This window comes from Lysinibacillus sp. TE18511, from assembly GCF_054062295.1.
In genome coordinates, this window is the sequence record NZ_JBSSFD010000028.1 from 1 (window position 1) to 14102 (window position 14102).

Annotated in this window: 14 protein-coding genes, 1 pseudogene and 2 CRISPR repeat arrays; of the genes and pseudogenes, 2 read left to right on the top strand and 13 right to left on the bottom strand. The window is 33.8% G+C overall.

Features of this window, described 5'->3' with window-relative positions; translation table 11 throughout:
* Positions 1 to 112 precede the first annotated feature (112 nt).
* Complete coding sequence (locus tag ACVWXS_RS17815) at positions 113 to 331, bottom strand: hypothetical protein (RefSeq protein WP_456959448.1); 219 nt, start codon at positions 329 to 331, stop codon at positions 113 to 115.
* A gap of 350 nt (positions 332 to 681) precedes the next feature.
* On the opposite strand from ACVWXS_RS17815, the gene ACVWXS_RS17820 reads away from it, so the two are divergent.
* Positions 682 to 1587, top strand: a complete 906-nt coding sequence (locus tag ACVWXS_RS17820) for a DUF4261 domain-containing protein (RefSeq protein WP_456959449.1) — start codon at positions 682 to 684, stop codon at positions 1585 to 1587.
* A gap of 264 nt (positions 1588 to 1851) precedes the next feature.
* Here the strand turns inward: ACVWXS_RS17820 and ACVWXS_RS17825 are convergent, their stop codons facing one another.
* The 4 genes from ACVWXS_RS17825 to ACVWXS_RS17840 all read right to left on the bottom strand — a co-directional run bounded on the left by ACVWXS_RS17825 (position 1852) and on the right by ACVWXS_RS17840 (position 4515).
* The gene (locus tag ACVWXS_RS17825) at positions 1852 to 2283 is read right to left on the bottom strand and encodes a GNAT family N-acetyltransferase (RefSeq protein ID WP_456959451.1); all 432 of its coding nucleotides are present in this window, start codon (positions 2281 to 2283) and stop codon (positions 1852 to 1854) included.
* A 181-nt stretch (positions 2284 to 2464) separates the two neighbouring features.
* Positions 2465 to 2605, bottom strand: a complete 141-nt coding sequence (locus ACVWXS_RS17830; RefSeq protein WP_223556757.1) for a hypothetical protein — start codon at positions 2603 to 2605, stop codon at positions 2465 to 2467.
* A gap of 130 nt (positions 2606 to 2735) precedes the next feature.
* Positions 2736 to 3218, bottom strand: coding sequence for a CcdC family protein (locus ACVWXS_RS17835; RefSeq protein ID WP_456959453.1), 483 nt, complete (start codon positions 3216 to 3218; stop codon positions 2736 to 2738).
* A gap of 292 nt (positions 3219 to 3510) precedes the next feature.
* Positions 3511 to 4515: a phosphotransferase enzyme family protein gene (locus ACVWXS_RS17840; RefSeq protein WP_456959454.1), complete on the bottom strand. Its 1005-nt coding sequence runs from the start codon at positions 4513 to 4515 to the stop codon at positions 3511 to 3513.
* 990 nt (positions 4516 to 5505) lie between these two features.
* Here ACVWXS_RS17840 and ACVWXS_RS17845 point away from each other — a divergent pair.
* Positions 5506 to 6408 (top strand): aminoglycoside phosphotransferase family protein, encoded by a 903-nt coding sequence (locus ACVWXS_RS17845; protein WP_456959455.1) that lies wholly within the window; start codon positions 5506 to 5508, stop codon positions 6406 to 6408.
* A gap of 135 nt (positions 6409 to 6543) precedes the next feature.
* On the opposite strand, the gene ACVWXS_RS17850 is transcribed toward ACVWXS_RS17845, so the two are convergent.
* From ACVWXS_RS17850 to ACVWXS_RS17885, 8 genes and pseudogenes are all read right to left on the bottom strand, one after another.
* A complete protein-coding gene (locus ACVWXS_RS17850) occupies positions 6544 to 7104 on the bottom strand; it encodes a GNAT family N-acetyltransferase (RefSeq protein WP_223556763.1) in 561 nt (186 codons plus the stop codon).
* A 118-nt stretch (positions 7105 to 7222) separates the two neighbouring features.
* Positions 7223 to 8122, bottom strand: coding sequence for a DnaD domain protein (locus tag ACVWXS_RS17855; RefSeq protein WP_456959457.1), 900 nt, complete (start codon positions 8120 to 8122; stop codon positions 7223 to 7225).
* A gap of 249 nt (positions 8123 to 8371) precedes the next feature.
* Positions 8372 to 8791, bottom strand: a complete 420-nt coding sequence (locus ACVWXS_RS17860; RefSeq protein ID WP_374966849.1) for a hypothetical protein — start codon at positions 8789 to 8791, stop codon at positions 8372 to 8374.
* A gap of 421 nt (positions 8792 to 9212) precedes the next feature.
* Positions 9213 to 9521, bottom strand: coding sequence for a hypothetical protein (locus ACVWXS_RS17865; protein ID WP_456959459.1), 309 nt, complete (start codon positions 9519 to 9521; stop codon positions 9213 to 9215).
* A 529-nt stretch (positions 9522 to 10050) separates the two neighbouring features.
* A CRISPR array of direct repeats spans positions 10051 to 10476; the repeat unit is 29 nt; unit sequence ATTCACATTCCACTTAGTTGATGAAAAAC.
* 743 nt (positions 10477 to 11219) lie between these two features.
* Positions 11220 to 12162: a CRISPR direct-repeat array (repeat unit 29 nt; unit sequence ATTCACATTCCACTTAGTTGATGAAAAAC).
* A 183-nt stretch (positions 12163 to 12345) separates the two neighbouring features.
* Positions 12346 to 12609 carry a CRISPR-associated endonuclease Cas2 gene (gene cas2 / locus ACVWXS_RS17870; RefSeq protein ID WP_456959461.1) on the bottom strand — a complete coding sequence of 88 codons (264 nt, stop codon included), beginning with the start codon at positions 12607 to 12609 and terminating at the stop codon, positions 12346 to 12348.
* Position 12610: 1 nt separating this feature from the next.
* Positions 12611 to 13463, bottom strand: a pseudogene (cas1b, locus tag ACVWXS_RS17875) (type I-B CRISPR-associated endonuclease Cas1b).
* A 127-nt stretch (positions 13464 to 13590) separates the two neighbouring features.
* Positions 13591 to 13857: a Dna2/Cas4 domain-containing protein gene (locus ACVWXS_RS17880; protein WP_456959463.1), complete on the bottom strand. Its 267-nt coding sequence runs from the start codon at positions 13855 to 13857 to the stop codon at positions 13591 to 13593.
* Positions 13752 to 14096, bottom strand: coding sequence for a Dna2/Cas4 domain-containing protein (locus ACVWXS_RS17885; protein WP_456959464.1), 345 nt, complete (start codon positions 14094 to 14096; stop codon positions 13752 to 13754). The genes ACVWXS_RS17880 and ACVWXS_RS17885 overlap by 106 nt, the downstream gene beginning before the upstream one ends.
* Positions 14097 to 14102: the final 6 nt, after the last annotated feature.

Genomic DNA, 14102 nt, shown 5'->3' on the forward strand with positions numbered 1-14102 from the left:
ATTGACCGGTGTACCCGAGCGATAAAGCTCGACTACTGTTTGTTTGAATTCTTTATTGTACTTTTTTTGACTCATGGTCGGACACGTCCTCTCTTTACTCAATTCTATTGATTTAACCGAGGTGTGTCCACTCATCTATAATACATCCATCTAAATCTTGAAAGTCCCCTGTACAGGTTTCATTTCTTTTTATATCCTCTGGAACAACATTTCTTAACATAAAACCTATCTCTTCAGGGTCATAAATCATACTATTTTTAATTTCGTTTTGAAGCCTATTTGCAATAGTGGTTTTACCCACACCAAATGCTCCATTTATCATGATAATCATTACACGTTCTCCTCTTATTTCTTGTAGATTTACATATCATTTTTACTAATTTATCCTACCTTGTTAGCTTAATCACTGAATAATCAGATGTTTTATTCTAGCATAACACATTTACAAATATTGGTGTTATGTGAATCTGTATGACGACCAACTCCTAAGTGGCCCTAAAAAAGTGATAAATTATTTTATATAAAAAATTGAAGGATGTAAAACATATGGGCACTCACAATTGGTAATGATAGGGAAAAAGTATGATGGGCGGTTGGTAATCTTTCGTGTATTCTTGATGAAGTTGATGAACACATCAATATATGATTAAGAAAACAATATTGAATGAAGGAGAGTGCCTTATGAATGAAATCATAGAGCAGGAGAAAGACTTCGGATTTGCTAGAGTTTATGCTATTGAACTGCTGTTTAAAGAAAAGCCAGTAGTGGACCGCGAACTACTCTACAGCAAGATAGAACAATACATGGGGAAAACAGATCTACCACAAAATGAAAAGAGTGGTTCGCTGGCAGTATGGGAGCCCTATGAGGAACATGAGAAAGGCGAAATGCTTCACTTCTTTCATTTGAATTATATGGTGAAATATGCGGAAGGAGAATTGCCTGCACAAACAACGCTTACTGGCATGAAGGTAGGTCCGATTTCTGATTACGAAGCCGCTTTGCAGCAAAGTTGGCATTGGAATGAAGCACGCCAAACGTTGCAAGAGTGTAGTCACGCGTTGTTACTTGTCGATATGATGGCATCTGGACTGGAGCCCCAAAAAAGATTGGAGCTACATACGAATGTTCTTCGTGCAATAGTGGAAACGGTCCCTTGTGCTGCGATTTATTTTAGAGAAAGCAATAAGTTGGTCGAGCCATCCGTGTTTTTGGCTGCTATTGATGAGGGCGAAATGTTGTATGGAGCAATGAACATTCGATTCTACAATGTTGAGGGTACTGGCAGTGAACGCCAGGAAGGTCTCATGGATTCCATTGGGCTTGCGGCACTAGGCATTCCTGATTTGCAATGCCACTTCTATGATATGGAAACCAATGAGGTTGCAGACTGCTTGACTAACTTTGCTTATTATTTGTTTAATCAAGGCGATATTATTACAGATGGAGAAACGATCGGTTTTACAGAGGAGATGCGTTGGCGCTGCGAGCATCAATATGCATTGGCTGTTCCGCACCGCATAGTCATTGATCTTGATCCCGGTGAGGCCAACTATGCAGGTCACCAGGGTGGGTCTGAAAAATAGTTGCTCCTTTGGGTATGTAGTGATGTAGGTCCTTTCAATACAGCCAAAAGTGCGGAGCCTAATTTCAATGGTTTTAAACCTTGAGTACTAGTTTTATCAAAATTTGTTTCTAATGCTTAGATTTTATTAATGAGGCCCTTAGATCATCGTGGTTATCATATGTTATCAAGATCTAAATCGAAAAAAATCAGGGATGCTACATATTTATACATGGCTAATATGTAGCATCCCTTTTCCTAACATTTCCCTTCCTATTCTATTAGATTAACATTTATTTAAATCTTTTTTTAAATAGTAATGCTTATAATCTCTACCGACGTTATCTAAACTCCCAAACACTTTATATCCATTTTTTTCGTAAAAACCTAACGCTTGAAAACTTAACGTATCTACCTTTATGAAATCACATTCTTTTTCTAAAGCTATCTTTTCAAGCTCTTTTAATAATCTCGTTCCAGTTCCCGATTTTCGTAAATCTTCATCTATGATAAAGGTGTGAATTTCTAACCAATTCCAACACACTTCAGCAAGTATACCGCCACGTACAATGCTGTTTTCGTCTTTAATAATTAAATTGATTTCTTCGTATCGACCTCTTAAATCTACTGCAAAATGTTTTAAATTAAACCTATAAAGCTCATCATTAATTTTCCGTTTATCCTCTTTATTTATTTCTTTCGTAATATACAAACTCACTATTCATTTCTCCTTTTTTATTATTCTTTTTATAAGTGTTGATTTGATTATAAGCGGATTACCTTACTTGAAAAAACCTCATAGTTGTTTCATAAAAGAAAATAAGCCAATGCGGTAAAAAACCACATTGGTTTATTTCAATGTGTTTCCAAACTTTCACATTCGGGAACGTTTATTATGTTTATTTTGTATACGTTATAAATACTTGTTGCATTAAATCCTCCATTAAATTAAAGAAGAAAAGTGAAGATGACGATACACCGTCGTCATCTTCGGAAATTGGTGGATTAAACATTTCGTTCCTCGCACGAGAAAACTTCATGGAGAAATCCCTTATACAGGATATCTTCTTCGAGGCATTTTATGCTATATGACAACTCCTCATCGCACTTCAGCTCTTCTAAACTTATACTCCTTATTTCATTTTGGTGGTATTAGAGATATACGAAGTTCTACAAACTGATCACATTTTTTTGTTTAAGAACCTTTTTATATTTTATATAGCAAGCTATTCTCCAAGGAATTAAATAACAAATAATAAGTAAGTAAATTAGCATATTGAGTGTCCCTGGTTCGATAGAAGAAATATGTTGTCGAAAATAATAACGTAAAGCAATCATAATGGAGAAAGTAATGATAAAAGCAGAACTTTTCTTAGCATAAATTAAACCATCATTTCGTATTTCATAATCTGACCATAAAATAAGAGGAATCGAAAAACCCACTCCTAAAAAAATTGCTATAGATAATTGAAGGTATGTGACATGCCCAGAAGCGTTCAGAAAAAGTGAAAACCCTGGGGTTAAAAATAGAAGAGGAAAAATTAATCGCCCTCCTCTGCCTTTGGTTGGTTTGTACATAGAACGGATTCTACGAACTAAAATGAACAATCCAATAATTAGAAACATAGAAGTATCTGGTATTGCAGTTTGCATAAAAACCTCCCTGAATTACGTTTTTTTAATATTTCTATTATTGCATAAATTTAAACAAAAACCATGTTTTTCCTTTTATAACTAAACTGCGCCGTTTGGTGAAAAAAAATAAGAGCTGTCTAAAAAGCTCAATATTCTTCAAGTACAGCACCTGTTAGTTTAAGTACATTTTTTCACTATCCCTATAATAAAATTAACATCATTGTCTAAATAAAATAATTCTACTTTATTATTCATTTATTTATGAGATAAAAGTAAAAGCCACTCCAAAAGTTTGGAATGGCTTATTAATTTATTTCACTTTATCTTGTTGCCATGGTTTTTGAAAGCTTCGTCTTAATTCCTCTGCAACACGAACTAATTTATCCCTCAATCCAACAAACCAAGATGGCGTTTCATTTATTTCACCATAATCCAAAGACTTTAATATTCTGGAGAACTTATATAAGTTTGCATATCTTTGAAACTGCGGAAATTGAGCCACTACATCATTTTCTAAATCCATTTTGGAACGATATCCGTTCAAAAAAGATTGAATCAGTAATTTTGAATGAGGATTGTCATCTTCAATAAAATCATCAAGTGCTGTTACAATATCAAGTGCATACCAATGATATATTGCATCATCAAAGTCGATTATATTGAAACTATGATCCTTATCCTCTTCCAAAAAGATATTATCCAATTGAAAATCATAGTGTATCAATCCGAACACATTTTTGTTAGTAGGTAACGATTGAAGCCAATTTGACACCCTACTTAGCTCTTGAAGGGCTATTTGTTCTCCTGGATGCTTTTTAAATACACTTTCCATGAATTGTACTGTGTCCAGCCAACTTTTTCTTCTTTCTGTCACAGGCTCAAAAGTTTTTGACAAAAAATGAAGTGAGGCAAGTGATCTTCCCCATTTCTCCATCTGTTTTGCAGTAATAGTATCGGCATCCAAATTGATTCCGTTTGCTGCACTAAAGACAACGGCAATATACGTTCCTTCTGGTGTTTTTAGTGTTTCAATTAGTTCTCCACTTATTGATTGAATTGGTGTTACCGATGGAAATCCATTTAATCGTAAATATTGCATAAACTCTAACTCAGCTTTTATTTGTTCAATAGATTGATCCTGCTCAAAACTAACTCTCAAAAAATATTGAACTTGATTACGTTCAAAAGCGTACACAAAGTTTGAACTTGCACGCCACAACTCCAAAGTGCCCTCGTCATATCCCCAGAATTGAACGAGACTCTGAGCAACAGCATCAGAAGCTACTCCTCTTACCATGTTTCCTAAATTCATCATCTTTTATTTTTCCTCCCATTACCTTTGAGAGGATTAAACCTTAGTTAAGAAGTAATGCCTCTCATTAGCATGCTTTTTTGAAATTCTATCATTTTCAATATGTCACCCCTTCCTTAAGTTTCGGCTATAAAAACTAAATAGCCCCATATATACTAATTATACATAAAATAACAAATACCTCTTTTGTAATTTCTGCCCTACTAGATCAATAAGACTTACTTCAATAAGAAAAAGAGCTGCTGTATCATGTTTGTTCAGCAACTCTTGCACCGGTTGTTTAGAATGATAAACCCTACATTCTTTCAATGTATATTTTATGCGTCACAACGTAGTGTTTGACTAACCTGCTCCGTTAGCCATCCATGTAGCGCAAAATACAGCGCTACATCACAGAAAATGAAAGATGATCAAGTTCTTTCGTGGGAGTTGAATAGGAAATTATTGTTTATATTTACTCATTCATCGTCCTTATTCCACTTATACGGAATTTCTGCCCATTTATATAACAGAATAAACAAGAACATTATAAAACTGGACATTATGTTTTCAAATCAATTAACCTCTTTGTTAGAAATAAACTTTAACGCGGTTAATACTACAAAATATATTAATGGCAATCTGATACTTTGCTTAAACATACGATCACCGACTTTATTGGAGTAGAAAAACAGGGGGTACAAACGCAAAAGCGATTGAATACAAAAATGATGCAAATTTATCTGTCATGTTACTAAGTTACATTGAAGGAACTCCTGCAGATGAGCTCATTAATAATCTTTCAGATATGGAGCAATTTACTATTGACCTCGCTGCCGGCAAAGAATGAAGAAAAATTCACAAAATACAAGCCCCACCTCCGATGAAACGGGAATCTTCACAAAGAAATTCAACTTAACCATTCCTTCAATTTACAATACAAGAAAATAATTGACAACTACTTCTACGCATAGTATCATTCACCTTCTGAATTGTGAAAGCGAGGAAGTAATAATGATAATTGAAGATGTTATAAACAACATATCGAGTCTTAAAGGTTATTCATTGCTAGAGAAAATTGATAAAGGCTATTCACCAGATGAAAAATACATAGTAACAATTGGTCAAACCAAGTATTTTATACGCTTATCGGACATGAAATATCATGAAAAGAGAAAAATAGAATTCTCATTGCTTAGAGAGTTAGAAAAACAAGGTGTACAAACGCATAAAGCGATTGAATACAAAACTGATGCAAATTTATCTGTCATGTTGCTAAGTTACATTGAAGGAACTCCTGCAGATGAAATCATAAAGAATCTTTCAGATATGGAGCAATTTACGATTGGCCTTGCTGCCGGCAAAGAATTAAGAAAAATTCACCAATTACAAGCCCCACACCCTTTGAGTTGGGAAGCTGCACAACGAAAGAAATTCAACTATTATTTAAGTGAATATCAAAAGGATCGCTTTAAAATTCCACAGGAGCAGAAAATACTCGATTTTATTAACCATAATTTTCACCTGCTAAAAGATAGACCTGTAACCTTACTCCATGATGATTTTCATCTCGGACATATCATCATATTCAATCGTGATTTCAATGGAGTAATTGATTTTAATGGGTATGATTTTGGAGATCCCTATCATGATTTTTATAATCTTTCCTTGTTTAGCAGAAGACTTAGTATTCCTTATTGTATTGGACAAATTAATGGTTATTTCTCAATGTCACCTGATGATACTTTTTGGCGGATATATGCCTTATATGCAGCCATGAATATATTTTCCACTATCGTGTGGACTAAACATTACGACCCTTCATCTTTTGATGATGCTTTAGAAAGAATTCATTTGATTATCCAAGATCATGATGATTTCAATTCCGCTAAACCTTTATGGTATAAAGCTCTTTAATTATTCAATTATCCTATTGCTCAGATAATTTGGATGTCAGAAAGTGATGGTATAATTTTTTCAACCTCAAGGATCGTAGTACTATTCTTGAGGGTTTATATTCAAAAAACCACACCTTCTGACAGAGAGAACATATTATAGATATTCCCTTTTCAATTTTGAGAAAATAACAAGATCAACATACTGACCTTTCTCAAATTCATGCTCTCGTAAAATACCTTCTTGTTGAAAATTTAATTTTTCCAACAATCTTAGCGATGATGTATTTTCTGGTTCAACTTTTGCTTCTATTTTATTAATGTTCATCTTTGTAAAAGCAAAATGTATGATACTTTCTAAGGTCTCTTTCATAATGCCCTTACCCCAATAAGTAGGCATTAAATCATAACCAATTTCTATACGATTATGGGCCTTTTCATAATGTAAAAATCCACATGTTCCAATTACTTTTTTAGTCATAGGATCTTCAATTACCCACCTTAACCCAATCTGTTCTTTAAAAATTTTTTCATACCAATTCATTTCATGTTTTGCATCCTCAATTGACTTAAACGGTGCCAATGGTATGTATTTCACAACACTTTCATCGGAGTAAAGCTCAAAAAGGTCAAAACAATCATTTTCCTGTGCTTTTCGAACAATAAAACGTGCCGTTTCGAATTCAGGAAAAGTTGTAAAAGTAAAATTTGTGCTCATTAATGTGCCCCTTTGCTTTATAGTAAACTTCCATTTTATAGTATCATATCATGCATAAGTCGGTATATTTCCTACATTGATACAAAAGCTTTTGCTTTGGGATTGAATTGAAAATATCTCACCTTTTACTCCTTTTAGCCTCCCTTAAAGTTGCCAAAATTTTTTGACGTTCAGCTTCAAAATCAATAGCTTTGCCCGCTTCCGTATCATTGTTATCCTCATGACGTTGATGGAACCATTCAGGAACAATTTCTTGACGCCCTTGTTGATTGGATCGGATTGAATGATGTCGTTGTTTTTTTTGAGCGGTATATCGAAGTCGGTGCGCTTCTACCTCCTCAATCGTTCTAAATTTTTTGTTAGTCCAATCGTGTAGAATTTTCTCAACGTAATTCCAACGAAGTATATTGTTTTCTACTGCTAGTTTCATAGCATGAATAACAAGCTCTTCCGAAAGGTCATCAATCCAGTGACCGATTTTGTATGCAACATGAGCAGCTAAAGCGCCAAAGCCATTTTGCTCATAAAACTGGAAGGCTGTTTGTATTTTTGAAAGATTTTCTGTTGACAAATGGCTCCTATCTTCATTGTTATTTTTATTTAGTAAATTATTATTTAGTAAATTATTATTTAGTGATTTATTAATTAGTAGTGACGGATTTTCCGTCAGTGGACTTTCCGTCAACGGGTTTTCCGTTACCTGATTTTCAGTAAACGGTGCAGCTTGCGGTGCTTCGAACACTAAGAGATCCATTTTGCCAAACTTCCCTATATTTGTTCTGCCCTGCTCCTTGTGAATATAGCCAGCATTCGTTAGCTCCTTGATAATGTTAGCCGTTGTATCACGACCACACTTACTTCGAATGGCTAAATCAGAAATAGAAAATAACCAATCATTTGGCAATGACAACATGTAAGCAAGTAAACCTTTTGCTCTCCAACTTAAACGATTGTCATTCAAAAATCCTTTATCCAACACGACATAATTATCTTTTTTTTGAACTCTAAATATGACCATGATGCCCCTCCTTTTGTCTTTGAGATCTATGGACAATTGCGTTTCAACCAATCACACTTCATCGCAATTCCGCTTTATTAACTTATATACAGGTTTTGACAACAATAAGGGACAAAGCTTTACTATTTTTTTTTGCAAGATGAACTACTTTGCTTTAGAAAGCAAAAAAAATTAGGACATGCTTCAGGGGCATGTCCTAAACCTTTGCAATTAAATGCAACGTTGCTTTTTTTTCAGTCTATAAACGTTCTATTGATATAACTCTTTATAAACAATTACTTTTAGTGCCATAATTTCTTCTTCAGTTAATTTACCTTCCATTTCTTGAATGACCTGTTCTTTTGTCATCGAACCGTTTTGTACTTTAACTCTTATATTATTAAGCTCCGAAATACCAACTTTTTGAATTAATACTTTTGTAGCTTCTTCTTTAGTCGTAAACGGCAATTTGCTGCTATCTGCAGTTTTAGCCTCTTCCATATATGTTTTTAGTTGTGGGTCACTTTCAATCACATTCTTAATTTCATCTTTTTGTCCGCTGTTCTCTAATTCTGTTGTTACTGTATCTGCTATCTTATCAGATGCAATTTTTGTACCATAATGATAAACCCCATAACCAATAACACCTAGGAAAATTAAAATGATCAGAAGGAATTTCATGAATCTCATATTCTCACACTCCTTAATTCTACACTTTATCAGGTACGTATTATCCTCCCTAATTAAATAAAAGGCTCTGAATTCCGCTACGGGCTACTCGCTTTCCTGCGGGAAGTTTTGCTCTGCGATAAAAGCGAAGCGACAGGATCAACACGCCTGAAACTTTATAATACTATATAGTGTAGATAAATGAGAAATGATAACCTTGCATATATCATTCCTCATTTATAAATCCAAGCTCATCAAGTTTTCACTTCTTTTGGCAGCAATCAAACACGAATGAAGACAAAATGAAAAGGACTAAGTTCAAGACGATACTGAACTCAATCCTTACAAAATGTTTACCTTTTTGGGTTTATAACCTTTACTATGCAAAGAGAACTTGAGCTAAAATTAATCCTCTACTATTTCTTTTACCCGGGAGCTTTTTTTATTTTACATACTTCAAATACGCTTTAACAAAATCTACAACGTAATGCACTTCTTCATCTGTCATTTTTAATAACTTGCTAACTTTTTGTATTTTTGCTGGTGATTTCAAATGTTCACGCACTTGATCAATCCACATATATTTACACTTTCGGGGATTTACACTATTTCTAATCTGTTTGTAGCGACGATAAGCATAGCGAGCAAATGCATTTAACATTTCTCGGTCCTGCTCATCTCTTACTATCTTATTTGCGACCTTATCGATCACTTCTGTATCAAAAGTCCATGCACCGTCTGTTATTTGCATAGTACCACCTCTTCTGTTCCGTAAAGTTGATAACAAACATGACTGCAGTATTCGAATGCCCTCATTCTATTCACTCTCTATTAGATGCATAAGAAAAAGCCACACCTAGTTAGATGTGACCTCTTTTTGTATTTTTGTTAGGTTTGTTCATCCTCAATCATCAACTTTACAACAGCTGTAATCCGTTTAACTTTTAGCTTCCGCTTCTTTACATGATTTTTGTGTACTACCCTTTTCTTGGCTTTACTAATTAAAATACCCCTATTAATTCCCAGAAAGAAACCGTTTCGCTAACCGTGAAGCCCTACATAATATTCTTTCTTCTTTCTTTTCTCCACTCCCCATCGATTTTTATTGCTTATTCCCATATGTACCCAAAAACAACAGATTATGAATAGCTATTTCAAAAATGTGTTATTAATATAAGCTAGTTTTCGCTTCAAATTGAAATAATCCTGTTGCACACTTTTCATTAAACTTAGTTGTTGAAAAACTGAACAGAATCATTACGTTGGCCATTTTCGTCACGATTCACATTCCACTTAGTTGATGTAAAACAAAACCGTGCAATAGTGTCGTTCGGTATTTTACTAACATTCACATTCCACTTAGTTGATGAAAAAATAAATGATTTAACATTTGAAAACTATGCTTTACCAAGATTCACATTCCACTTAGTTGATGAAAAACTTGCTTCTAATAAAGATTCTTTTGCTTCTTCTGACATATTCACTTTCCACTTAGTTAATGAAAAACAAATGCGTCAAAAATGGAGAGTGTAGCACCTATAACATTCACATTCCACTTAGTTAATGAAAAACTCAATATCGGTAAGGACATTGTTCAAGAGTTAATAAAATTCACATTCCACTTAGTTGATGAAAAACGTAAACGATAGTCAGCGTGCTATGTCGTACCATAAGCCATTCACATTCCACTTAGTTGATGAAAAACTCACCCTAAAAGGATTTTAAAAAACCTTTATTACCAAGGGTTCATAGAGTCTTTTTTATTATATCATTTATCATTTTTGCAGTACATCGCTGATGATCATTTTCAAATCAGTGAAAAAACAACTACAAACTTTGGTATATAAGGCTTTAATCAAATTATATATAAATAGATTCACTGCAATTTATAAAAACATGCTTTCAAAATCTTTCTCAATACCGTAAATTACCTTTTTAAGTAACCCTTGAAGTCACTCCAGTTTTGAGTGCACATAATCCAGTAGGAAGAGCATTAATTTTTCATGATTCCCAAAAAAATAATAAAAATCCAATTGTAATTAAGAAAAAAGTACTTTTAAAGTGCCATCTATAGCTACTTTACTTCCAATGATAGCATTTGCAAATGTTCTCGCCCTACTATTTCTGCAACATCTCAAAATTCTCATAGTCGAAATTTTGACAGTGAAACATCTATTCTTTTGGTGGCGAAGTTTATACTAAAGGGATGCGTAAAGATGCATAGATCCGACTATAAACCGATTTCCGCATCCGGAGAAACCGCAATTACTAAGTACTGAAAGACAAAATACTGGTTAGATCTACGGACAGTTATCTGTGATAGAATCTCACAGAGTAGTTTTTTATAGGTTATTAAACTAAAGCGCCATTTAGCTTAATAAGACTTAGCTATCCTCTAAAATAGAAGTGAAAAACGAAACTATAAAATCAAACAATACTGCTTTACAAAATTCACATTCCGCTTAGTTGATGATAAACGTTGTGTCACTATCGTTAAAGACATTGACCACATTGTTATTCACATTCCACTTAGTTGATGAAAAACAAGAACAAAAAACACTACTACAACAACCTACTCAAAATTCACATTCCACTTAGTTGATGAAAAACACAGGTGTTTGGTCCAATCATTATCAGTATCTACAAAATTCACATTCCACTTAGTTGATGAAAAACAGTAAGACATTTAATTTTTCTCTTTCCTTTTCATATATTCACATTCCACTTAGTTGATGAAAAACCTAAACTACCTTTATTCACACCTAATGATATAAGTAAATTCACATTCCACTTAGTTGATGAAAAACTTTATACGTTGATGAAGATGGTCAAGAAGTACCCGAGATTCACATTCCACTTAGTTGATGAAAAACCAGAATCATTGAGTAAAATCGGCATCCCACACAGATTCACATTCCACTTAGTTGATGAAAAACAAGTTACCATCTTCATCGAATCTTAATCCTTCTTTTAAATTCATATTCCACTTAGTTGATGAAAAACCGGTGCTTATCATCGCTATAGTAAAGACAAGAAAAATTCACATTCCACTTAGTTGATGAAAAACCCATTCGGTATTACTGACGTAGCAGTGACGCATATATTCACATTCCACTTAGTTGATGAAAAACGGATTCCGTCAAATCCTTGCTACACAATATCCAACATTCACATTCCACTTAGTTGATGAAAAACTGCGTCCCATATTAAAAACGTAGCTGACGGATATTAATTCACATTCCACTTAGTTGATGAAAAACTTCATGTGGATATTGATATAGTAGATTTTCGTATGACTATTCACATTCCACTTAGTTGATGAAAAACTGTAAGCGATGTTAAGCAAGTCTTAGAGTTAATGCAATTCACATTCCACTTAGTTGATGAAAAACCCACCCTAAAGGCATTTTAAAAAACCTTTATTACCAAGGGTTCAGAGAGTCTTATTTATTATATCATTTATCATTTTTGCAGTACACCGCTAATGATCATTTTCAAATTAATGAAAAAACAACTACAAACATTGGTATATAAGGCTTTAATCCAATTTTATATAAAAAATGATTCACTGCAATTTATAAAAACATACTTTCAAAATCTTTCTCGATTCCATAAATCACCTTTTTGATATGCTTAGGATTTGCAATTCGATAGACATAAATAGAATCAACAGATGGGTTTGCTTTTGATGCAATTTCAGCCATGCATTGCTTTAATAAGCCTTCTGTAATTTCACCTTCAAACAATGAATTTTGTGTCCAAGTTAAATATTTCTTTAATACTTTATGCACTTTGGCGACACGCTTTGCATCCACATCATACGCAACTAATACATACATCCTACCACCATGCCTTCAAAGCTTTATAATCTTCATCTCCAATTAAATGCTTGATGAGCTTATAACACTCTAAACGAATTAAAAATCGATAGGATGTTTGACGATTTAGTTTACGATGTTTTATGGTTGTACGCATACGATTTTCAAATTCTGTTATAAAAATTTTGCGTCCTGTAGCATTTAAAAAGCAAATGTTTTCTTCCACATATTCAAAATGTTCAAGACGTATCATCTTCTTATTAATTAATGTGAAGATTAGATTATCCATCAGCAAAGGTTTGAAAATTTCAGCTAAATCTAAAGATAATGAAAATCGCCGCGAGCCTGGTTCATGTAAATAACTTATCGTTGGATTTAATTGTGTTTTATACATCTCTGACAATACGGCTGTGTACATCAAACTATTCCCATACGAAATTAACGCATTAATCGGATCTGTCGGTGGCCGCTTCTCTCGTTTTCTAAAATTAAAATCCGGATTTTTAATAATATGATTAAAACTTCGGTAATACGTATAACGCCCTTTCCCTCAATGCCCATTAAAGTTTGTATATCTTGTGCATCAGCAACCTTTTCCTTCAAGGCAATAATCTCCGAAATCAATTCCCCGACTTCTTCTTTGTAACGTCGCATATTCCGGAGCATATGGTGGATAGCACTATAGACAAATTGTTGTACGATATATAACCTTTTATTTAAATCAAGTACATGTGCTGCTTGATTGACATCGACAAAACCAGATACCTTTTTTCGACGCGGTATATACTGCCAGAATAGTAACCATAATAATTATAGAAATGTAGACTAACATCTTTTTGATTTAGTAAATTAATAAAAGATGTATTAAAGTCCATTTCCGCAAAGATATGTAAATTTTCTACTTGTTCAATGGGTACAGTTTTTTTGTACCATCCTCCAATACTAAATAAATCGTAGAATCTTTGCGTTGCACTCTTCCATTATTGAATAAATATAAATCTTTCATCCTTCTTCACCTACCCAGCAAAAAGAGTAGTATGCACATTTCGTGCAATACTTAAGTTTTTTCTTTATCGGTGGCTTCTCTAGTTGAATGATTTTTTGAATTTGTGCAAGCCATTTAGGGATTTCTTGCTTATCCTGCTCTGTTAATTCAAGTTCATCTACACGCTTCTCCTTTGGATAATGTATTTTACCCTTTCGTTGGATGCCCATTTGATCCAGTACAAATAAATAGTACAATAACTGCGCTTGGTCAGCCCCCACCATCTCGATTTCACTTTCCCAACATAATCCCCATCCAACAGATCTATTCGAATTAAATTATCGATTAGAACTTCCTTCGATTTTTTACGCTGATACGATGTTTCATGTAATACTTTCCCTTGTTGTACTTTGTCATATTCATCTTCAAAGCCAATTTGATGAGCATGTAGCCATAGCTTTCGTTCACATACTTTTAAATATTGCACTTGTAAACCTGTTACTTTCAAATCACCCCACTGCATTATGTC